Origin of the sequence: Oscillatoria sp. FACHB-1407, from assembly GCF_014697545.1 — a bacterium.
Classification (GTDB): Bacteria; Cyanobacteriota; Cyanobacteriia; order Elainellales; family Elainellaceae; genus FACHB-1407.
On sequence record NZ_JACJSA010000004.1, the window covers coordinates 272,343 to 293,744 of the forward strand.

Genomic DNA, 21,402 nt, shown 5'->3' on the forward strand with positions numbered 1-21,402 from the left:
TTCACTCATATTCCGGAGACATCAACCATGCCATCGGATCATCAAAAACCGTCGGGAACCTCTCGGCGCAGGTTCCTGGGACAAGCCCTGACCGCAGCAGGAACGGCAATCGTTGCGCCCAAAGTTTTAGATACGACTCCCGTTGCAGAAGCTCAAGAACCACCCCCTGACCCCCATGCCCCCATTCAAGGCGAAACGCCCGTCACGCTGACGATTAATGGGCGATCGCACACTGTCTCCATTGAACCGCGTGTCACGGTATTGGATCTGTTGCGAGAACGGTTAGCACTCACCGGAACCAAGAAGGGCTGTGATCACGGACAGTGTGGAGCCTGTACTGTGCTGATCGATGGCGATCGCATCTATTCCTGTCTTGCCCTTGCCATCATGCAGGAGGGGCGATCGATTACCACAATTGAAGGGTTGGCGAGGGGTGAGCAACTCCATCCCGTACAAGCGGCATTTATTGATAATGATGGGTTTCAATGCGGGTACTGCACTTCAGGGCAAATCTGCGCGTCTGTTGCGCTGTTGGAGGAGATAAACCGGGGCTGTGCCAGTGCAGTCACCGCCGATCTGACTCGCCCACCGCAAGCGGCAACCCTATCGGAGGCAGAAATCAAGGAGCGAATGAGCGGCAACCTCTGTCGCTGTAGTGCCTATAACGGCATTGTCGCTGCCATCCAACAATCCGCCGGACAAACCCCGCCTTCCCCTGCCGCCACAATCCTCCTACAGGAGGCAGCAGGATGAAGAATTTTGCCTACGTCCGGGCGACTTCCGTAGAGAATGCCATCCACCAGGCATCTCGCGCTCAAAATGCTCAATTCATTGCCGGAGGAACCAATCTGGTCGATCGCCTCAAGGTTTTTCTGGATGACCCTGATCAAGTCATCGATGTCTCCCGTCTGGATTTGAAGCAGATTGAATCTACACCAACTGGCATTCGGATTGGCGCACTGGCAACCAATACCGCCGTTGCCGACCATCCCCAGATTCGGCGAGAGTATCCTCTGTTAGCTCGTGCCATTCTGTCTGGGGCGTCTCAGCAGATCCGCAATGTGGCAACCGTGGGGGGAAATTTGCTGCAACGCACCCGTTGTCCCTACTACTCTGATCCGGTGTTTGCCTGCAACAAACGGCAACCGGGTAGCGGGTGTCCTGCCATTAACGGCGTGAATCGGATGCACGCCATTTTGGGAGCCAGTGATCACTGCGTTGCGGTTCATCCCTCGGATATGGGCGTGGCATTGGCGGCACTGGAGGCAATCGTTGAAGTGGAGGGAACGACAGGCAGACGACAAATTCCCTTCCACGACTTTCACCGCTTACCGGGAGACAGCCCAGAGCGGGACACCAATCTGGAACCTGGCGAACTGATCACCGCTGTTCTGCTGCCCTCTGTTCCTTTTGCGAAAACGGGCGTTTACCTCAAACTGCGCGATCGCGCCTCCTATGCGTTTGCGCTGGTTTCGGTGGCAGCGGCGATCGAGGTCAGCGGGGAAAGAATTCAGAATGTCCGGTTGGCGTTAGGGGGAGTGGCACATAAACCCTGGCGATCGCTCGCAGCGGAATCCTTCCTCAAGGGCAAACCCGCCACAGTTGAAACCTTTCAACAGGCAGCAGAAATTGTCTTACAGGGAGCGAAACCCCTGACCCACAACGGCTTCAAAGTGGAAATGGCAAAACGGGCAATCAAACGGGCTCTCACCATATCAGCACAGGGAGGAGGCATCACATGAGCAGCATCATAGGAACAGCGGTCAGCCGAAAGGATGGGTTGGCGAAGGTGACGGGAACAGCGACCTACACCGCCGAACAGCGGCTTCCGGGGTTGGTGCATGGGTATCTGGTGACAGCGGCGATCGCCAAAGGACGAGTGCGATCGCTGGCGACTCAGGCAGCAGAACGATCGCCCGGTGTGATCGCCGTGATAACTCACCAAAACGCGCCTAAAGTCTTCCCCGTCACTAACGACTTCGCAACCAGCAAGCTCTACGAATCTCGTCCGCCCCTCTCAGATGACCAGATTCACTACAGTGGGCAGATTATTGGCTTGGTTGTCGCAGATACCTTCGAGCGGGCGCGGGAGGCTGCCCAACTGATTCAGGTGGAATACGACGTCGAAAGGGCGATCGCGGATTTTGCCCAGGGGAGTTTCCAAGCGGTTGAAAATCTGGAATTTCAAAAAGGGGAACCTGTTCCGGCAAGCGAATCTCCAACCCTGGAAGCAACCTACACCACCGCCACCGAACTGCACGCCATGATGGAACCCCACGCCATCATTGCCCACTGGCAGAACGATTCCCTCACGGTTTACGAAGGGTGCCAATGGGTTGCGGCGGTTCAGCGCACCTACGCGGAATTGTTTGGCATTCCCACCGAAAAGGTACGCATCGTCACGCCTTTTATCGGGGGTGGATTTGGGTCAAAGGCATTTCCCTGGTCGCACAGTGTGTTGTGTGCTGCCGTTGCCCGTCAGATTCAGCGTCCCCTAAAGCTGGTCGTCAGTCGCCGCCAGATGACTGCTAATACGGGACACCGTTCTGAAACGGAACAGACCATCCGACTCACCGCAGAGGCAGACGGAACGTTGGTGGCGATCGCCCACACCGCAAAATCCGTTACCTCTCCCGTTGAAGCTTTTACCGAACACTGCACCAATATCACCCCCGTCATGTATGCCGCACCCCATGTGCATACGAGCCAAACCGTTGCCACCCTCAACATTGGTACTCCCACCTGGATGCGGGGACCCGGTGAAGTTCCCGGAATGTGGGCACTGGAATCGGCAATGGATGAACTGGCATGGCAACTCAACCTCGACCCCATCGAGTTGCGGCTCAAAAACGAAACTCAAACGAATCTGCGGAATGATCTTCCCTTCTCCAGCAAACATTTCGCAGATTGCCTGCAAGAGGGAGCTAAACGGTTTGGCTGGGAAAACCGCCCGTCCCGTCCCCGGAGCCTGACTCGTGACGGTCAACGAATCGGATGGGGAATGGCAGCATCGACCTTTCCCAGCTATCGGGGCAGGGCGTCGGTAAAAGTCCGACTGTTACCGGATGGACGGGTAAATGTGCTGACCTCCGCCAATGATATGGGCACTGGAGCCTATACCCTGGTGGCGATCATGGTGGCGGAAACCCTGGGTATATCCGTGGACAATATCACCGTCGAAATTGGGGATTCCCTGTTTCCCGATGGCGGGTTGGCAGGGGGTTCGCAAATGACTGCTTCTCTCATGCCTGCCGTTCAGCAAGCCTGTCAAAACTTACTGAACTCCGGAAACTTTGCCACCGTTGCCGATGCCCTGCGGGAACTCCAGCGCACCGGACGGGCAGCCCTGGAGGCGACGGGCTCTGCGGCTCCCGGTGAAGAGGGGAAACAGTGGGCGTTTCAATCCTGGGGTGCCCATTTTTGTGAAGTGGCGATCGATGAGGAACTGGGACGGTTACGAGTCACCCGTTGGGTCGCCGTCATGGATGTCGGACGGGTGATGAATGCGAAAGCCGCCGCCAGTCAGATTCGGGGTGGCGTGATCATGGGCATCGGGGGCGCGTTGATGGAAGAGTGTCTGTTTGATCCCAATCTGGGGCATCCAGTGGTCTATGACCTGGCAACCTACCACTACCCCAGCCATGCCGATATTCCGCGCATTGAGGTCGTGTTTGTTGGCAAACCCGATCTCGCCTTTAACCCGCTCGGTGCAAGGGGTGCAGGAGAAATTGGCATTACCGGAGTGGCAGCCGCGATCGCCAACGCCATCTATCACGCCACCGGAAAACGGATTCGCAGTTTGCCGATAACGCCAGACAAGTTAATGGCATAGTCTATGAACGAATTACAACGCATATTGCAAGCGGCAAAACAGCTTCAAAAGTCCCAAAAACGGGCAGTCCTGGCAACGGTTGTGCAAACAAGCGGTTCTGTTTACCGCAGACCGGGTGCCCGAATGTTACTGACTGACGATGGACAGATGATCGGTGCCATCAGCGGAGGGTGTTTAGAAAGCGACCTGCTGGAGCGATCGCGCCCCCTCTTTTCCAGTGGCGATCGCCTTCTGGTGCGGTACGACACCACCTCCAGGGATGACATCGTGTTTGGGTTTGGGCTGGGCTGTAATGGCACGGTCGATATTCTATTGGAACCGTTGGACAACACCACGATTATTCAACAATTGGCGTTTATGGAAGCCTGTCTGAACACGTCGCAAGTCGGCGCGATCGCCACGGTCTTTTCTGTCGAAGGGTCGCTGGATGTGCAGGTGGGCGATCGCCTGATGATGAGCATCGATCCGCAATGCAACACTCTCCACAACACAGAAAATGTTTGCCGGGGTCACTGGCGATTTGCCCCGACGGAACTGTATGGAGACCTCTACAGAACCTTGATTGAACAAAAAAATCGCGTGCAGCCCTACGCATTCCCCACGGGAACGATTAACGTTTTGTTAGACGTGATTCGTCCCCCGGTGCCCCTGCTGATTTTTGGAGCAGGACATGACGCGATTCCCGTTGTGGAACTGGCGAAACGATTAGGCTGGCACGTGACGGTCATCGACCCTCGATCCGGATATGTGACCCCTGATCGGTTTCCTCAAGCCGATCGCCTGATCTGCTGCCAACCTGAACAGTTTGCAGACTATCACCATTTACTCACTGCAAAAACCGTTGCAGTCGTCATGACCCATCGCTATCTCAGCGATCTGGCATTCCTTAAAGCCCTGATTCCGGCACGACTCCGCTACCTGGGGGTATTGGGTCCCAAACACCGCATGCAGCGACTCTGGCAAGACCTTGCCGACCAGGGCATCATTCCCACCTCTCAGCAACGGCAACATCTGTATAACCCAGTGGGATTAGATCTGGGGGCTGAAACGCCAGAAGAGATTGCCCTTTCCATCATTGCTGAAATTCAAGCGGTCATCAGTGGGCGTTCTGCTCGCTTTTTGCGCGATCGCGTCGGTTCTATTCATTCGTCCCAATCGCCATGTCTCGAACGGGTATCTTGATTTTGGCAGCGGGAGCCTCTACCCGTCTGGGTCAACCCAAACAACTGTTGGATTATCAGGGTAAGCCGCTGATTCAGCACATGGCAGAAGTAGCCATTGCATCAGGGGGGCAGCCAGTTGGAGTGGTTTTGGGAGCCTATGCAGCCGCGATCGCCCCCCACCTCATAAATCTAAACATCCACCTTACCCACAACGCACACTGGCAAACAGGAATGGCAAGTTCTATCCGGTGTGGATTACAGCAAGTTTTGCAGCTTGCGTCTGATCTAGAGGCGATTGTTCTCATGGTGTGTGATCAACCGTTTGTCACATCTCATCTGATTCAACAATTGATGACGGGTTATCAAACGTCTAACTCTCTCATCATCGCCTCCGAATACGAGGACACGCTCGGTGTTCCAGCCCTTTTCGACAAAACACTTTTTCCAGAGTTAATGACCCTGTCAGGAGATCGGGGAGCGAGATCCCTGATGCGGCAATATCGCTCCTATTGCATGAGCATTGCATTTGCCCAAGGAGCGATCGATCTGGATACCCCCCACGATCTGGATATTCTCTCCCACTCCCGCTGCTCCATCCCTTCTAACGTTTCATTTGCCTGAGTCTAAAGGTTGCCAGAACACATAAACCCGCTACAGCAAAGGCGATCGCAGCAGTAATTCCTCCCACCGTTGGCGATAAGCTATCGCCCGTCCCAAAGAAGGAACCAAAGACACTGTTGGCGATCGCCCCACCACTGAAGTACATGCCCGTTCCTAATCCGCCTTTATCGGGGGGCACCATCGACAGCGCAAAGGGAAGAGTGCCATTGGAGACGAGGCTAAAGGCTGCTCCAAACGCAATGGCGATCGCCACAGCAATCCAAGTAGGTTGGTTCCAGAGCATGACAGCACACAGCAGAGCCATCGCCCCAAGTCCTGCTACCATCGCCGTTCGATTGCCCCAATACACCGCCAATCGCCCTGCTGGAATAGCGGTGAGGGCTAACGTGATAAAAATCATGCCTACAATCAAGCTGGGTTGGGTCACCCCTTGGGCAACCAGAATCTTGGGAAAGTTTTGCATCAGTAAGCGAAAGCCCAATCCAACCCCAACCCCTGCACCCAGGAGTAAGCCCAGTGCGATCAACGAGATCCGATGCGATGTCTTTGCTGCTTGAGTTGGAGAAGCGGTATTGGCTTGAGCTTGCACCTGTTGATTGGGACTGACGCTCCGCAACGCCACAGCGGCTCCTAACAGGACAAAGGCTCCGATACTAAATGCCACCATGGGTCCTAATCCCAGAATGATTCCACTGGCGAGGGGACCGAGTGCTCCAGCCAAACCCCCGACCAGGGTTAAAATGCTGGCAGCTTGCGGCAGTTGGGTCGCGAGGGCATAACGTCCCAGGAGCGACAGGGCAGGACTGCGAAAGACGGTCATCGCTAAAGCCCAAGCAACGAGCACAGCTGGCATCAGCCACCGTAAGATGGGCGATCGCAGTCCAAAGATGGCGATTGTTGGGATGGCGATGGAGCAGGTTGCTGCGAGAATGATGCCCACCGCAATGAAGGGAAAACGGCTACCAATCCATTGCTGTGCTCGGTCAGACAGGCTACCCATCAACGGCTCCATCACCGCCGCCAGCCCATTCTCAAGGATGAGTAATCCGGTTGCCAGCGTTGCAGAGAACCCGAATTCCTCTAACAAGGCAATCAAATAGAGATTGTAGATGACCCAGACAAGTGCGATCGCCCCCTGCACAGCTGCCAGTCCCCACACTTGTAACCACAGCACACGAGAAGAAACCTGTGTCATAAGCTAATACTTTGCTGAGTCCAAAACACCATCATTCAGGTGATTCAGATATCGTACTCCTCTCTCGGTCAAGGGAGATATCCTTGCAATTGACTAAGATCCTGTTGGAGGATTTCAGAACATTGAGTGTTGAAGCATGATGTGTGGGAGGAATCGATTGAGCCATTTTTGCCCAATCGTTGAAGCGGAAGTATGGTTCCAACAAGGCACGTTTTGAAGGATTGAGAACACTGAAATCATTCGGGGGAGGTGCGTGATGCAGGGTGTTGTTGTTGCCGTCAGCCGCAGTGCCAGTCACACATTTACGAAGACAAATCAACCCAACATTCAACTGTTAGCTGGGCTTGGAGTCGAGGGAGATGCCCACTCTGGGGAAACTGTGAAACACCGATCGCGGGTTGCTGTTGACCCAACTCAGCCAAACCTGCGCCAGGTGCATCTCATTCATGCGGAGTTGCACGACGAGTTGCGGACGGTTGGATTTGTCGTTGCTCCAGGAGAGATGGGTGAAAACATCACTACACGCGGCATTAATCTGCTCCAGTTACCCACGGGGACAAAGCTACATATCGGTAGCACAGCCGTTATCCAGGTGACGGGTTTGCGAAATCCTTGCGTTCAACTCAACCAATTTCAAACGGGGTTAATGTCGGCGGTGTTAGGGCGTGACGACCAGGGAAATCTGATTCGCAAGGCAGGAGTGATGAGTATTGTGCTGTCGAGTGGTGAGGTTTGCTCAGGGGATGGGATTGATGTTGAACTGCCTCCAGAGCCTCACCGTCCATTAGAGCGAGTTTGATGATGTACCTTTAGAACCCATGAAGGAGAATAGACAATTGGACATTCGTGAAGATGATCTAACGGGTAAAGCGATCATTGACTTGCTGCGGGAACATCTCAACAACATGCACGAGATCACACCGCCCGAAAGCGTCCATGCACTCGACCTGGAAGGGTTGCGATCGCCTGACATCACCTTCTGGACAGCCTGGGAGGGAGACGAGTTACTGGGATGTGGCGCATTAAAAGAACTCGATTCTAAAACGGGTGAGATCAAATCAATGCGTACCGTTGATGCTCACCGTCGCAAAGGTGTTGCTTCAAAAATTTTGGAACACATCATTCAAGAGGCTAAACGGCGTGACTATGATTGCCTGTATTTAGAAACCGGATCGTTTCCTGAGTTTGCACCAGCACGCGCCCTATACGCGCGCTATGGATTTGAATATCGCGGTCCGTTTGCGGGCTATGTTAAGGATCCAAATAGTGTGTTTATGGCAAAAAAGTTGTAGAAACTTGTTTCTGTATCAGTTCGATGGGGTTCGTTGTAGGGGTTGTAATACTATCTGCGATCGCTTGCAGGTCACGTGTTTCATTGCCCTCTATTGCTATTGCTCTCTTGCCGATGGGGCTACTTTAATCTATGAATTTCGTGGGAGTGATTCGCGAAACGTCCCTATAAAGGTGGTCAGTTTTCGGTGGTCAGTTTTTGAGAATCACATCTGCCTTCAGCGACACTATTTGCCTGTGTTATAATAGTATAAATATACTATTGCGACCGACAGAAGATAGCAACTGTCGAGACAGTTAATACAAGGGGGGTGGGGGCTGCGCCCTCAGCCAGGGGTTCCACCCCTGCACCCCGTCCTAACCAACCCCTCGGTTGTTATAGATAGTTGGGATCAAGGTCTGGGGACAAAGCCTCATCTGGGGTTTTAGACGTCTCCAGCGAATGTATTCGTAGCTATCCGACCAAAGTCCGTTGGGGGTTGCATCCCAGTGATTGGGGGACTGAACCCAGTGGATGATTCGCGGCTACTGAAGCGAAGTCCGCCTAGGCGATACTGTCAATTTTCCTCAAGCGTGAAAGCGATGAAACTCTCAGACATTCTTCCTGAACTGACTGCCAAATTTGAACCCCACGAGCACAAAAAACGGCAGGTGCCGGGTGGAGGAGACTGGTACTTCGTGCCGTGGCAAACGGTTCGGGCGCGGCTCAACCGAGTCTGCCCCGAAGACTGGACGAATGCTTATTCCGACCTGACGTTTACCGAGGGGTACTGCATCATCGTTTGTACTCTGACGATCTGTGGTGTGAGTCATCAGGGAATCGGCTCAACCCCAATCGAGATGTTAAGTCATGAGGGCAAAAATGTTGCCTATGGTGATCCGATTGAACGAGCAACGGCAGATGCGTTTAAAAATGCAGCAGAGCAGTTTGGCATTGCTGCCTATTTGGATGCTCAAAGCAACCCGACGAAAAAGAAGGCATTTTTCGAATACGTCAGTGGTCGCAGAGCCGCTTAAAGAGACTTTATGGTTGCGTGATGTGAAACCCTTCAAAAGCGATCGCACATCCTTCGCCTTGAGGGGATGCTGCCATCAAGCCCACCTGAACGGTTTCAGCCCCGGTCAGGTAGGTCAGACGCAACAGCTGATAGTGGGAGCCATCCAGAGAGTATTGCACCTCGATCGCCTCTGCCCGTCGCTGCACTCGTAGCCACAGTGAAGTTGGTGGATTAAGCAATGGTGTGACTGACCAATCGGAAAAGTCTCGTGTCACAACGGCACTGATATTTTGGACCTCTTCAACAAATTCAATGCCGCATTTGAGCCAAACGGTTTCGCTCTCGCGAACCATGATGCCTGCCTGGTCATAGAGCACCTGATAGTGCCCTGTGATTTTGACATCGGCGGTGAAATTGCCCGTGACCTCCTGGTAGTAGAAGTGTCCATCATCCCGAATAAACCCATAGTGGGTTTTCCGCCAGAAGTCAGTCTTTGCTCCCGTTGTTATGTGGAGCACGTCTCCCTCCTGTCGCCAGTCTGGAGGCTCGTTGTACCACTGCATGGTTATCCCTGATTGTTGAGTGTCTATTCAACCGCCTGATATTCGGCAATGTCTGTTGCCTGCTCAGTCGAGTCGTCATATTCATCATACTCACTTGAGCCGAATTCGTTTGATACGGTTATTGCGGCGGTTGGTGAGGTTGCTGTTTCAAGATGCTCATAAACCTTTTGCCCTAATGTCAGCAAGACATCCTGTAGAGCTGTGCAGTGTTGCTGGAGTTGATCAAGGGTTGTGTCAGGTTGAGCGATCGCCCGTTTCAAATTCTCTGCTAATGCATGCGCTTTCATCTTGAGCGGTTGCGGAATTCGCTCTCCATACTCGATTAATGTTGTTTTATAAGTCTCTAATATATGTATTTCTGCTTCGTTTTTTAGTTCTGCAATCCGTCTCCGCAATGTATCTGTTTCAGCTTGTTCTTCCCATCGTTTTAAGATTGCTTGAATCTCGCTCTCACTTAAATGACCTGTATTGATCAAGTTAGATTTTTGTTGCTGCCCTGTTCCCAGATCTTGAGCAGAGACGATTAAGATACCATCGGCATCAATCTCAAAATTCACCTCGATTTGCGGAACGCCACGCGGAGCCGGAGGAATATTGCTGAGAATCAATCGACCAAGGCTGATATTCTCCACTGCCATGGCAGCCTCACCTTGCAGCACATGCACCTCAACAGCAGTTTGCCCATTAGCAGCGGTTGAAAAGATGCGAGTTTGGCTGGTAGGAATGGTGGTATTCCGGTCAACGATGGGGATAAAAACACCCCCCAACGTTTCAATTCCCAGTGACAGGGGTGTAACATCCAGAAGCATGGTGTTGTTGCCATTGTCGCTCAATTCTTTAGTTAAAATGCCCCCCTGGACAGCCGCACCCAGTGCCACCACTTCATCTGGGTTCATGGAATAATCGAGGGATTTGTTGGGTAACTGCTTGCTAAGAGCCGCTTGCACGGCGGGAATGCGGGTTGACCCGCCAACCAACAAAATGCGATCGATCTGGTCAATGGCTAAACCTGCATCCTTGATGGCTTGGGTCACTGGTTCCATCGTACTTTCAATCAGGTGTCGGGTTAACACCTCAAATCGAGCACGAGTAAACTCGATATCCATGTGCTTGGGACCATCATTTCCAGCTGTTAAAAACGGCAAGTTAATGTTGGTAGTAATCGTGTTAGAAAGCTCGATCTTGGCTTTCTCAGCAGCTTCTCGAAGGCGTTGTAGGGCGATCGCGTCTGTCGATAGATCAATGCCCTCTTGCTCTTTGAACTGCTCAACTAACCAGCGCACAATGCAATCATCAAAATCATCGCCTCCCAAATGGTTGTTACCCGCCGTAGCAACGACCTCTACGACCTGGTCGCCCAGGCGTAAGACTGAGACATCAAAGGTGCCGCCTCCCAGGTCAAACACAAGAATGCACTGTTCTTGTTCTGGTTTTGCTAAACCGTAGGCAAGGGCAGCGGCTGTCGGTTCATTGATGATGCGTCGAACCGTTAAGCCTGCCAGTTTACCAGCATCCTTGGTTGCCTGTCGTTGTGCCTCACTGAAGTAAGCAGGTACTGTAATAACGGCTTGAGTGACAGGTTCACCCAAATACTTTTCGGCGTCGTCTTTGAGTTTTTTGAGAATCCGGGCTGAAATTTCTTGAGGGGTGTAAGCCTGGTTGCGGATTTGGATTTTGACCCGATTATCTTGGCTAGGAATGCAGATATAGGGGACACGCGATCGCTCCAATGCCGTATCCTGCCAATGGCGACCCATAAACCGCTTGATACTAAAAACCGTGTTTTGAGCATTGGGAATAAGCTGTCGCTTTGCCAACTGACCGACCAAACAATCAAAGTCTCGAAAACCAACGACACTGGGAGTCGTGCGCCCTCCTTCCATGTTAGGAATGATGACGGGGTTGCCATTTTCGAGCACGGCGACACAACTGTTGGTTGTGCCTAAGTCAATACCGATGATCTTGCCAGTAGTTGTCATAGTGTTATGAACAGGGAAATACGAGTTGAGCGACGGTAAATGCAATTATTAATATCTTCAGAGATATTTCATGGCACCCGGATTTCATCGAATCGGCGATTGCCAAGATTCTGATCTCGAACTCAGGCTAATTTAGAAAGCGTTGGCGTAGCACGTTGTCTACCCAACCTATTCGCGCTTAATCAAAAACACCCACTTGGTAGAAACATCCAGCAGTTGGCTCAATGGTTGATGCATTCTCACGGTTATTGAGCAACTCTAACCTTCACCCTTACCCACCGTGTCAGGCTTTTTAGGTCTGTTACAGATGTTACCAAAAGGATAGCCTAAAACTCTAATAAACGTATAGTGCTGCCTCTAGATTGTGTGAATCAGTTGAGTTTAGTTTTGTCGAGGTTGCGTATACTTGTCAGGTTGAGAATAGGAATACCTTAAACATTGCCTCGATATAATTTACTGAAATTTAACTTAGTACAACTCGTCGTAAATAAGGGTGGGAATTTGGGGTGCAGAGGTGGAACCCCTGATTTTATTTCCAAACCCTATCTGTGAATAGCAGGGCATTGCTAATCTTGGGGATGAATGAGTCGCGAGCAGGATGCTGGTTTAAACGATTCATTTGAACGGAGTGTGAGCGTCTCGCTCACGTCTGTTTCAAAATAATCATCCCTCTATTCAGCAACGCCAATAGCAGTACTTAACATAGTCAACCTGTTTAAATCGATAGGTCGTTTGGTAGAAGAAACGATACCTCTGATCGGAATGCGCTTACTGCCTAGCCATAATGTCAGATTTATAGCTTTCGTAATGACAGATACAAAACCTGCTGAAATCACCTTTTAACCTGCTCAGTAATTAGACTGTTTGAACAAACGCTGATTCAACCGTTGATGAATCGACTACTGCGTTACGGTGTTCAATCTGTGCTCACGCTTCAATCAACGAATGTCCTTGAGTCAGTCTTGTTCAATTGCTGTCAGTTCTTCAACCTTTACTAACCGAGGAAGATATTCATGCCTGAAGTAACTACCCCCGCTCACCAAGTTGGTGACTTCTTTGTAGACTACGAAGAAAAAGTCTTCCCCGATGTGAAAGCAGAACCGGGGGAAAAAGCACTCGTGACCTTCCATACGGTCGCTTTTGAAGGATCGATCGGTCTGGTCAACTTGTTGCAAGCTCTGAGACTCCTCCGCAAAGGTTTTGAAACCTCTGTGTTGCTCTATGGTCCTGGGGTCACTTTAGGTGTGCAACGGGGCTTTCCTAAGATTGGTGACGAAGCTTTTCCGGGACACCAAAACTTCAACAATCAACTCAGCAAATTTATTGCTGAGGGTGGCAAGGTCTATGCCTGCCGTTTTGCGCTGCAAGCGTTATACGGTCATGGTGAACCTTCCTTGATACCTGGAATCCGTCCTATCAGCCCGCTAGATGTGTTGGATTTGATCCTCCTGCATCGTAAAGACAACGCCTTCATTTTGGATACCTGGACGGTGTAGAAGATTGAAGAGAGGAGAAGAGAGAAAGAGGAATGAATGGCATTGCTGACATTGGGGATGAATGAGTCGCGAGCAAGATGCTCACACTGGTTGAAACGATTTGCCTAAAAGGAGTGTGAGCGTCTCGCTCACACCTGTATCAGGAAAGCCATCCCGCCATTCAGCAACGCCGAATAAATCAACCTCTTACTTCGTTTGAATCAGTTTCTTTATCTCTTCTAGTCTTCATACTTTTTTCCTCTCTCTTCTCTTTTCTTTCTTCCTTTTTCTTTCTTTTTTTTTCTCCTCTTATGGATTACGCACGTACAGTTCGGGCAGCAGCGGTACAACTGAGTCCGGTGTTATTTAGTCGAGATGGCACGGTTGAAAAGGTGTTGCAGGCGATCGCCCAGGCAGCACAAGCCGGTGCACAGTTGGTGGTGTTTCCAGAAACGGTAGTGCCCTATTACCCTTACTTCTCGTTTGTGCAACCTCCAGTGTTAATGGGCAAGGAGCACATGCGCCTGTACGAAGAGGCAGTAACCGTTCCGGGTCCGGTAACAGATGCCGTGAGTCGAGCCGCTCGCTCTTATGGGGTGGTCGTGGTGTTGGGGGTAAATGAGCGGGATAACGGTTCGCTATACAACACGCAATTAGTATTCGATGCAGATGGCACGCTGCTGTCGCGCCGCCGCAAGATTACACCCACCTACCATGAGCGTATGGTATGGGGACAGGGAGACGGTTCCGGGTTGAAGGTGTTAGATACTGCCGTGGGCAAGTTGGGAGCACTTGCCTGTTGGGAGCATTACAACCCATTGGCACGGTTTGCGTTGATGGCGCAACATGAACAAATTCATTGTTCTCAGTTTCCTGGTTCAATGGTCGGTCAGATCTTTGCAGATCAGATTGAGGTCACCATTCGCCATCATGCGCTGGAGTCAGGTTGCTTTGTGGTGAATGCCACTGCATGGCTTTCCCCAGAGCAAGTGCAGCAGATCACCCCCGATGAGAAGTTGCAACGAGTGCTAACAGGTGGATGTAATACCGCTATTATTAGTCCGGAAGGCACTCATCTCTGCCCTGCGATTACGGAAGGAGAGGGAATGGCGATCGCCGATCTAGATTTCTCCCTCATTACCAAGCGCAAACGCATGATGGATTCAGTGGGACACTACGCCCGTCCTGACTTGCTGCAATTGCAGCTCAATACAGAGGCGCGATCGCACGTTGTTGGTAGTTTTGGTGATCCTCTACAAGGTGGAGTGACTCCAGCGATCGAACTTTCGTTGCTGACAGAGGATTGAAGCTTATCTCTTCTCACAATAAAATCTCCTTAAACATGGACAAACAGCGCATCATCACAGAATTACAATCGCATGGACTCCGCTTAGTAGAAGAGGTTGGGGCTTCAGGTCGGCGCGGTGGTGCAGGTCCATCAGACCATAAGGCGGTGACAGTAGATGGAACCACCGTTATGGTGCCTATCTTCACGGATACAGCCGCCCAGTCGCCTTACACCGCAACGCTTTCGACCACTGAACAGGTGATGCTGGAATGTGCCGGAGAGGCGATCGCCCCAATTGAATTTCCCAAGCAACCCAAGTTTTATAGCCTCACTACAGCCGATGGCATTCCCTATTGGAAGATTGCACTGCTCCACAGTCACGATGTGCTAGCAACCACCGTGTTGCAGACCTGTATGCGCTATCGTGACCCGGCAACCGCCTGTCAATTTTGCGCGATCGAAAAGTCGCTGGATGCTGATCGCACGATCGCCCGCAAGACTCCTGCTCAATTGGCAGAAGTCGCAGAAGCCGCTGTCCGACTGGATGGCGTGAAACACATGGTGATGACGACAGGCACTCCCAACACGAGCGATCGCGGAGCCGCATATCTGACAGAATGCGCCAGAGCCATTAAAGCCCGTGTGGATCTGCCGATTCAGGCGCAGTGTGAACCCCCTGACGATTTTGCCTGGTTTGCCCGGATGAAAGCCGCTGGTATCGACAGTTTAGGAATGCACCTGGAAGCGGTTGATCCCGATGTGCGCGCCCGAATTATGCCGGGGAAAGCGACTGTACCTGTAGAAATTTACCTGGAGGCGTTCACCGCAGCCGTTGAGGTGTTTGGTTGGGGGCAGGTCAGCACGTACCTGTTGGCGGGTCTGGGCGACTCGCTGGAAACCCTGACGAGTATGTGCGATCGCCTGATTGATCTGGGTGTTTACCCATTTGTCGTACCCTTTGTACCCATTACTAACACTCCACTGGCGCAACAGCCCGCCCCCAGCAGCGATTTCATGTTTGCCCTGTATCAACATGTTGGCGATCGCCTCCGTCGTTCTGGCATGGCTTCTGCTGATATTAAAGCGGGTTGTGCCAAGTGTGGTGCCTGTTCTGCTCTGTCTACTTTTGAATCCAAGTCTTCTGAATGCACTTCCACAAACCGTTATGATGCCGCAGCGTTACACGTTTAAACTTGCCGTTTCTCCCAGTGATGTCAAGGCTTACTTTGCTCTGCGTCGTTCCATCTTCTGCCAAGAACAGGGGTTGTTTGATGACAGCGACATGGATGAGATTGATCGATACGCTTACCCGATTGTGGCGATCGCCCATGACACCCCCTTTACAACGATGGTGGTGGGTGTTGTGCGGATTTATGAGCCAGAGCCAGGGTTGTGGTATGGCGGGCGGTTGGGCGTTCATCCCGACTATCGGCGTGTTGGGCAAATTGGCAAAGGACTGATTTACAAAGCTGTTACCACAGCTAACACCTGGGGATGCCACCGCTTTTTAGCGACCGTGCAGCAGCAAAACGTCCGTTTCTTTCAACGGTGGCACTGGCGATCGCTCGAAGAGATTACCGTGTGCGATCGCCCCCACCACCTGATGGAAGCCGATTTGGAATATTATCCCCCCACCAATGAACCGCGCCCCATCCTGCCTTTTTCGGCAAAAGAAGCTTCATAGAGGAGGCGATGGTTAATGGTCAATGGTTAATAGTCAATAGTTAATGGTTAATAGTCAATAGTTAATGGTTAATAGTCAATAGTTAATGGTTAATAGTCAATAGTTGATGGTTAATGGTTGATGGTTGATGGTCAATGGTCAATGGTTGATGGTCAATGGTTAATAATGCTGATACCGATTTAATGTTTGATTGTGGCAGATCAGTGGGTAGGGGCGTTTCGCGAAAGGCCCTTACGGAATCATGTGCAGCGAAGCCAATTCAAATTGGTATGAGTGGGAACAGGGGATAGGAAATAGATCGGAAGCATTGAACCTAAGGATGGACTGAAACCTGTTTCTCATCTCTCTGACTCCCTTAACCCCCTCGACTCCCTACTCCCCCACTCCCTCTATCAAAAATGCTCTCAGCCCTAGTTGCCCAGTTACGCCAATCTCTCGGCATCCTGCACAAACAAGATATCCAAACCGCAGCAACACGATTGAATTTGGGTTCAAATGCAATTCAACTGGGGGATGACTGTGCCGCAATTCCCGATGGTGACGGCTATCTCCTCTTTGCAGCGGAGGGAATGTTACCTTTGCTAGTGGAGTCGGAACCCTGGTTTGCTGGGTGGTGTGGAGTCTTGGTTAGTGTCAGTGATATTTACGCGATGGGGGGGCGTCCGATCGCCGTTGTTGATGCGTTGTGGAGTACGTCTGCCGAGGCAACACACCCTATCTGGCAAGGCATGACGGCTGCCGCCCAAACCTATAGTGTCCCCATTGTGGGAGGGCATACCAATTGCCATAGTCCTTACAATGCTTTGTCCGTAGCGATTTTGGGACGCGCCAAGCAGCTTATTACCAGTTTCAACGCCCAACCGGGTGACGCTCTAATGGTGGCGATCGACTTCCGGGGTAAGCCCCACCCCAAATATCCCTTCTGGGATGCGGCTACCAGAGCTGACCCTGTGCAACTCCGGGCTGATCTTGCATTGCTGCCAGACCTGGCAGAATCGGGCTTGTGTGATGCGGGGAAAGATATCAGCATGGGTGGCATTGTAGGTACGCTTCTGATGCTGTTGGAAACCTCTAATTGTGGTGCCGTTTTGAATGTGGATCAGGTGCCCTGTCCTACAGGGCTAGACCTCGATCGCTGGTTAGTTAGCTTTCCCAGTTATGGATTTCTGTTAAGTGTGCGTGGCGATCGCGTTGCTGAAGTACAAGCCCATTTTCGCCAACGGGATTTAGTGTGTGAAGTGATCGGCACGGTGGAACCAACGCATCAACTCGAACTGCGATCGCACTCTGAATCTGCTGTGTTTTGGGACTTTACCCAACAACCTCTTACCGGATTTGCACCCCGTTAGTGCATTCAAACGGATAGGCGTGAATTCAATTCGCTAGACACAACACAAAATATTGGGGGTTTTAAAGCTTTTGTCAATCAACTAAAGCGTTCAGTTTTGATTGGCATAGTCGAATAATTCCGAGATACAGATCTGCTGTTGCTTTAGGATTTGTGCCACTCAAAAAACTCAGCATTTTGAAGTATTTAATCATAGAAACTCTTAAAAAAGATCATGACTTGTATGAAGATATCATGTGTTTTTTGGAATGGTTTATTATAGCTCAAGTTTCTAATCGGTAAAGGTTTTGGATGACATATTTACGCGATCATTACAGTTTTGCAGAAGTCAAATTTGACGATGATAAATTGTATCTACTACACTGAATAAGTATGCATTCTACTGTGAGACTTACCCTGAAAAGCTAGCTAATCGTTGGATTTGATCTGATTGATGGTTGAAGACAGATGAGAGGCTTTGGTTGAGCTTTGAATCCTTTAGACTGATTATAAGCCAGCATCTACACAGTGAGTCACGGCTGTAATAACCTACTCAATAGCTGAGCCGTCTCTCAACTTGACCTGAAGAACTGTTATTAAAAACTCATTATTAATGACAGATTGTTAATAGCAATTCATCTGTAAATTGCAGCCATTTGTTAATGGTGAATCATTTTTGATGGCGATCGCTGATTAATACCAATCATGATGGTTGTACTGATAATCATGGCATCTAGTTCAAGCCTCTAAACCCAAAATTTGGATATTATATTGTGGCTAATTTTCTTGCTGTTCTTGACCCGAATGGCGATCGCCGTTCAGCCTATATCAAGTCGATTACTCCACAGATTGCCCCTGTGCCAGGGCTAGTTACGCGATCGCTGGCAAGTCATGATTTAGTCGTGGTTTGGGCAGCAAATCCTCAAGCTCCGATCAGTTGTGAGAGTGATACAGACGAGATCACAGTGATATGGGGAGATGCAATTCCGCCTGGAGCCTATCAGCGAATCAATGCAGCGGAGCTACAAAGAAAATGGCACGGTGAGCCATCGACCTATCCTGCCTTTGATGGCTATTATGCTGCACTGACTTATCATGCTCAGCAGGGTATGACGGTTGGTGCCGACCTGTTAGGTTTCTTTCCGATCTACTATTACAGTTCTCAAGATGTTGTGTTGGTCGGTTCTAGCCCAGAACTGTTTCGCCATCACCCATTGGTGCAACCTCAGTTCAATCCGCAAGCCTTAGTCAGCATTTTGATGTTGCAATCGCTTATCGGCGGACAAACCCTCTGGAATGGCGTACAGCGACTCGGTGCTGGTAATCTGTTGGTGTGGCACCCTGAATCATCTCTTCAGGAGGTGCAGCAATATCGCATTCCCTGTTTTCAAGCGCAGGTTGAACAGGCTGGATACGATAAGTTGTCGTTTGATGAACAGCTTGAGTGTTTGGATGCCGCACTCGACCAAGCGATCGCCCGTCATGCACCCGCGAGCGATCGCTGTAGTTTTCTCTTTTCAGGTGGGTTAGATTCTCGCATGTTGGCAGGCTACCTGCATCGTCATGGGGCATCCCCGTTGGCAATAACCCTGGGCAACTCAAGCGATTTGGAAATGGAGTGCGCCAAGACAGTAGCCCGTCGTCTGGGGTTTGAACATCGGCAGGCATCCGTGCCTCTGTCCAAGTATCCGCACTATGCCGATCTGATGGTGCGTTGGGAGCAGTTGGCAACCGGACCCTACGGAGTGACAGGTGTAGATTGGGATTCGGCTTCCTATTTGCAACAGGCTCCTAACCGTGTGATGACTGGATTTGTGATGGATCGGGTAATTTGTGGAACGCGGACTGCTTCTGGAGCTTTTGCTGCCAATTTTGCCCGTTCAAACAAGAAAAGCCTCCCGGTGCCTACCTTACAACGCTTGCTGCGTCCTGATATTGCCAAGTTCATCCCAGAGACAATTGCCTATCTAGAAGAGGATTACAACCGTTATTCTGATTTAGAGTTTCAGCAAGCCTGGAGTTTTAGCCTGTATTATCAAAATCGTTTTGGGGTCGCCAGTAAGGCATGGCGGTTTTCGTTTGGTGGGTGGCCTATTTTGCCCGTTCTCGATCAGCAACTTTTGGCGATCGCGTCGGTTATGCCTGCGGCTACGACCAGTCAACGCCGCGCCCAGCGAGCTTTAGTTAAAACGCGATTTCCCGATCTTGCTCGTCTGCCGTTAGATCATAATGCTTTTAATGTCGAGCCATTGTTGTCAGATGGCGATCGCCACCGTCTTCGCCCATTGCAGACACTGCAACAGCACTGGCACAAAGTGCAACAACGACTGGGGTATGAACGTCGTTATTACTACCGGATTTTTTCAATTAACAATGCCGGATGGCGCAAGATTCGCCAGCAGGTAGAGCCATATCGTCAGACCGTGAGCGATCTTTTCAACACGGATGTCCTGAATGAACTGCTGCCACCGCCTCACAAACCTATCCCCCTTCAATCAGACGTCATTATTGAGTCCTTGCGCTTACAAATGCTGCTATGTTTTCTGCTGTGGGCAAATAAGAACCTATGAAACCCCAAACTCACCTCTGGATTGAACCTGTCGTTCTAACGGACGGACAGGCAACTATTAGCGCGACGATTGAGGGGGTTAATCGTCAGCCACGTCAACTCTGGTATCGAGTACCCCAGACGTGCCAATCGTGGCTAACCCAGAGTGCCGATCCGTTTGTGGTAGCCACTGTCATGCAGGCTATGATTCGTAAAACAGATCTGGTCGTGCATGGGGAAGTGTCTCCGTCGCTGTTACGAAACCTGGAAGTCTTCCAAAGCATTTGGTCAAGTTGGGAACCGCGCCGCTACAGCAGGATTGGCATTCACGCCGATGTAGAACGAGAAGCAGACAGTGATATCCCCTCGTTGGAGCGATCGCAACGGGCGATCGCTGCTTTTTCCGGTGGAGTGGATGCTTGTTTTACGGTGTTGCATCATCGAACCGAGTTAGCCGGTCGCCTAAAACAACCCCTACAGGCAGGGTTGATGGTACACGGGTTTGACATCCCGCTAGAAGACACTCCAGGATTTGAGCAGGCAGTGGTCAAGTCCAGGGTTATTCTTTCCAGTCGCAACGTGGATTTGATTCCCATGGCGACTAATTTTCGTCAGGTACTCCAAACTCCCTGGGAAGATGGGTTTGGAGCCGCGATCGCCTCCTGTCTGATGCTGCTGCAACGGCGATTTAGTGCTGGATTAATCGGCAGTTCTTATGCCTACAGCGATCTCATTTTTCCTTGCGGATCAACCCCTCTGACCGATCCATTGCTATCCAACCAGGCCTTTTCCTGTGTCCATGATGGGGCTCAATTTACCCGATTAGAAAAACTGCAAGCCTTGTTGGCGTGGGATGAGGCAATGCAGTATCTGAGAGTGTGCTGGCAAGGTAAACAGCGCGATCGCAATTGTGGGCAATGCGAGAAGTGTGTGCGTAATTTGCTGCTGTTTATGATTCTCGGCGTGCGAAAACCTGCCTGTTTTAGTCAAACCTTAAAGCCACAGCAGATTGTTGGTGTGCGAGTCCGGGGACGACAACTGAAAATCTTGCAAGCTGTTCTAAAACAAGCACAACAGCAAGGCATCGGATCACACTATGTTCAAGCGTTAAAGCTGTGCATTCTCAAAAATCAAATCATTGAAGCTACACGCTCGGTGGTTAAACCGACAGTGTGAAACCCATAACAGTGTGAAACCTGTAGAAACTGTCGAGACAGTTTCTATAGCCGGCAAAACCCGCCCCTACCAAATACCGAACTTATTTAATTTCCATTCCTAAGCTTGCTGACCAAAGCTACATAGTGCCTCATCAGAAAAGTTAGGGAGGTACAGTGACCCCAACCTTAACTTTTTGGGGGAAAAGTCCTTAACTTTTCCATATCGAAAAGACAAGGGGCAAATCCTATAAATGGAGTATCGAAGTCAACCACCCCAAGACC

The 21,402-nt window shown here is 50.9% G+C and carries 18 protein-coding genes; 15 read left to right on the forward strand and 3 right to left on the reverse strand.

The genetic code is table 11. From position 1 onward, the window contains the following. Positions 1 to 27: 27 nt before the first annotated feature. The 5 genes from H6G89_RS09310 to H6G89_RS09330 are packed head-to-tail and all read left to right on the forward strand — an operon-like array spanning position 28 to position 5,616. A complete protein-coding gene (locus H6G89_RS09310) occupies positions 28 to 753 on the forward strand; it encodes a 2Fe-2S iron-sulfur cluster-binding protein (protein WP_190505267.1) in 726 nt (241 codons plus the stop codon). Continuing rightward, a complete protein-coding gene (locus H6G89_RS09315) occupies positions 750 to 1,742 on the forward strand; it encodes an FAD binding domain-containing protein (RefSeq protein ID WP_190505269.1) in 993 nt (330 codons plus the stop codon). The genes H6G89_RS09310 and H6G89_RS09315 overlap by 4 nt, the downstream gene beginning before the upstream one ends. Beyond that, positions 1,739 to 3,832: a xanthine dehydrogenase family protein molybdopterin-binding subunit gene (locus tag H6G89_RS09320; RefSeq protein ID WP_190505271.1), complete on the forward strand. Its 2,094-nt coding sequence runs from the start codon at positions 1,739 to 1,741 to the stop codon at positions 3,830 to 3,832. Before H6G89_RS09315 ends, H6G89_RS09320 begins: the two co-directional genes overlap by 4 nt. Positions 3,833 to 3,835: 3 nt before the next feature. Continuing rightward, positions 3,836 to 5,014, forward strand: coding sequence for an XdhC family protein (locus tag H6G89_RS09325; RefSeq protein WP_190505273.1), 1,179 nt, complete (start codon positions 3,836 to 3,838; stop codon positions 5,012 to 5,014). Next, positions 4,993 to 5,616 carry a nucleotidyltransferase family protein gene (locus H6G89_RS09330; protein WP_190505275.1) on the forward strand — a complete coding sequence of 208 codons (624 nt, stop codon included), beginning with the start codon at positions 4,993 to 4,995 and terminating at the stop codon, positions 5,614 to 5,616. Before H6G89_RS09325 ends, H6G89_RS09330 begins: the two co-directional genes overlap by 22 nt. Here the strand turns inward: H6G89_RS09330 and H6G89_RS09335 are convergent. Continuing rightward, positions 5,597 to 6,811, reverse strand: a complete 1,215-nt coding sequence (locus tag H6G89_RS09335) for an MFS transporter (RefSeq protein WP_190505277.1) — start codon at positions 6,809 to 6,811, stop codon at positions 5,597 to 5,599. The two genes, H6G89_RS09330 and H6G89_RS09335, sit on opposite strands and share 20 nt — an antisense overlap. Positions 6,812 to 7,067: 256 nt before the next feature. Between H6G89_RS09335 and H6G89_RS09340 the strand changes: the two genes are divergently transcribed. The 3 genes from H6G89_RS09340 to H6G89_RS09350 all read left to right on the forward strand — a co-directional run bounded on the left by H6G89_RS09340 (position 7,068) and on the right by H6G89_RS09350 (position 9,118). After that, positions 7,068 to 7,610 (forward strand): MOSC domain-containing protein, encoded by a 543-nt coding sequence (locus H6G89_RS09340; protein WP_190505280.1) that lies wholly within the window; start codon positions 7,068 to 7,070, stop codon positions 7,608 to 7,610. 19 nt (positions 7,611 to 7,629) lie between these two features. Then, positions 7,630 to 8,103: a GNAT family N-acetyltransferase gene (locus H6G89_RS09345; RefSeq protein WP_199336623.1), complete on the forward strand. Its 474-nt coding sequence runs from the start codon at positions 7,630 to 7,632 to the stop codon at positions 8,101 to 8,103. Positions 8,104 to 8,683: 580 nt separating this feature from the next. Then, positions 8,684 to 9,118 carry a Rad52/Rad22 family DNA repair protein gene (locus H6G89_RS09350; protein ID WP_190505281.1) on the forward strand — a complete coding sequence of 145 codons (435 nt, stop codon included), beginning with the start codon at positions 8,684 to 8,686 and terminating at the stop codon, positions 9,116 to 9,118. Positions 9,119 to 9,125: 7 nt separating this feature from the next. Here H6G89_RS09350 and H6G89_RS09355 read toward each other — a convergent pair whose 3' ends face one another. Together H6G89_RS09355 and dnaK are read right to left on the reverse strand one after the other, a co-directional pair. Beyond that, positions 9,126 to 9,662, reverse strand: coding sequence for a DUF1349 domain-containing protein (locus tag H6G89_RS09355; protein ID WP_190505283.1), 537 nt, complete (start codon positions 9,660 to 9,662; stop codon positions 9,126 to 9,128). A 23-nt stretch (positions 9,663 to 9,685) separates the two neighbouring features. Next, positions 9,686 to 11,641, reverse strand: a complete 1,956-nt coding sequence (gene dnaK / locus H6G89_RS09360) for a molecular chaperone DnaK (protein ID WP_190505289.1) — start codon at positions 11,639 to 11,641, stop codon at positions 9,686 to 9,688. Positions 11,642 to 12,654: 1,013 nt separating this feature from the next. Between dnaK and H6G89_RS09365 the strand changes: the two genes are divergently transcribed. From H6G89_RS09365 to H6G89_RS09395, 7 genes are all read left to right on the forward strand, one after another. Beyond that, entirely contained in the window at positions 12,655 to 13,137 is a 483-nt protein-coding gene (locus tag H6G89_RS09365) for an MSMEG_0572/Sll0783 family nitrogen starvation response protein (protein WP_190505291.1), read from the forward strand. 290 nt (positions 13,138 to 13,427) lie between these two features. Continuing rightward, positions 13,428 to 14,423, forward strand: coding sequence for a Nit6803 family nitrilase (locus tag H6G89_RS09370; RefSeq protein WP_190505293.1), 996 nt, complete (start codon positions 13,428 to 13,430; stop codon positions 14,421 to 14,423). 35 nt (positions 14,424 to 14,458) lie between these two features. Beyond that, positions 14,459 to 15,595 (forward strand): MSMEG_0568 family radical SAM protein, encoded by a 1,137-nt coding sequence (locus H6G89_RS09375; protein ID WP_190505295.1) that lies wholly within the window; start codon positions 14,459 to 14,461, stop codon positions 15,593 to 15,595. After that, on the forward strand, positions 15,570 to 16,088 hold the full coding sequence (locus H6G89_RS09380; RefSeq protein WP_190505297.1) for an MSMEG_0567/Sll0786 family nitrogen starvation N-acetyltransferase: 519 nt from the start codon (positions 15,570 to 15,572) through the stop codon (positions 16,086 to 16,088). Before H6G89_RS09375 ends, H6G89_RS09380 begins: the two co-directional genes overlap by 26 nt. Positions 16,089 to 16,486: 398 nt before the next feature. After that, entirely contained in the window at positions 16,487 to 17,437 is a 951-nt protein-coding gene (locus H6G89_RS09385; RefSeq protein ID WP_190505299.1) for a sll0787 family AIR synthase-like protein, read from the forward strand. Between the two features lie 751 nt (positions 17,438 to 18,188). Next, positions 18,189 to 19,985 (forward strand): asparagine synthase-related protein, encoded by a 1,797-nt coding sequence (locus H6G89_RS09390; RefSeq protein ID WP_190505301.1) that lies wholly within the window; start codon positions 18,189 to 18,191, stop codon positions 19,983 to 19,985. Continuing rightward, a complete protein-coding gene (locus H6G89_RS09395) occupies positions 19,982 to 21,139 on the forward strand; it encodes a hypothetical protein (protein WP_190505303.1) in 1,158 nt (385 codons plus the stop codon). The genes H6G89_RS09390 and H6G89_RS09395 overlap by 4 nt, the downstream gene beginning before the upstream one ends. Positions 21,140 to 21,402 lie beyond the last annotated feature (263 nt).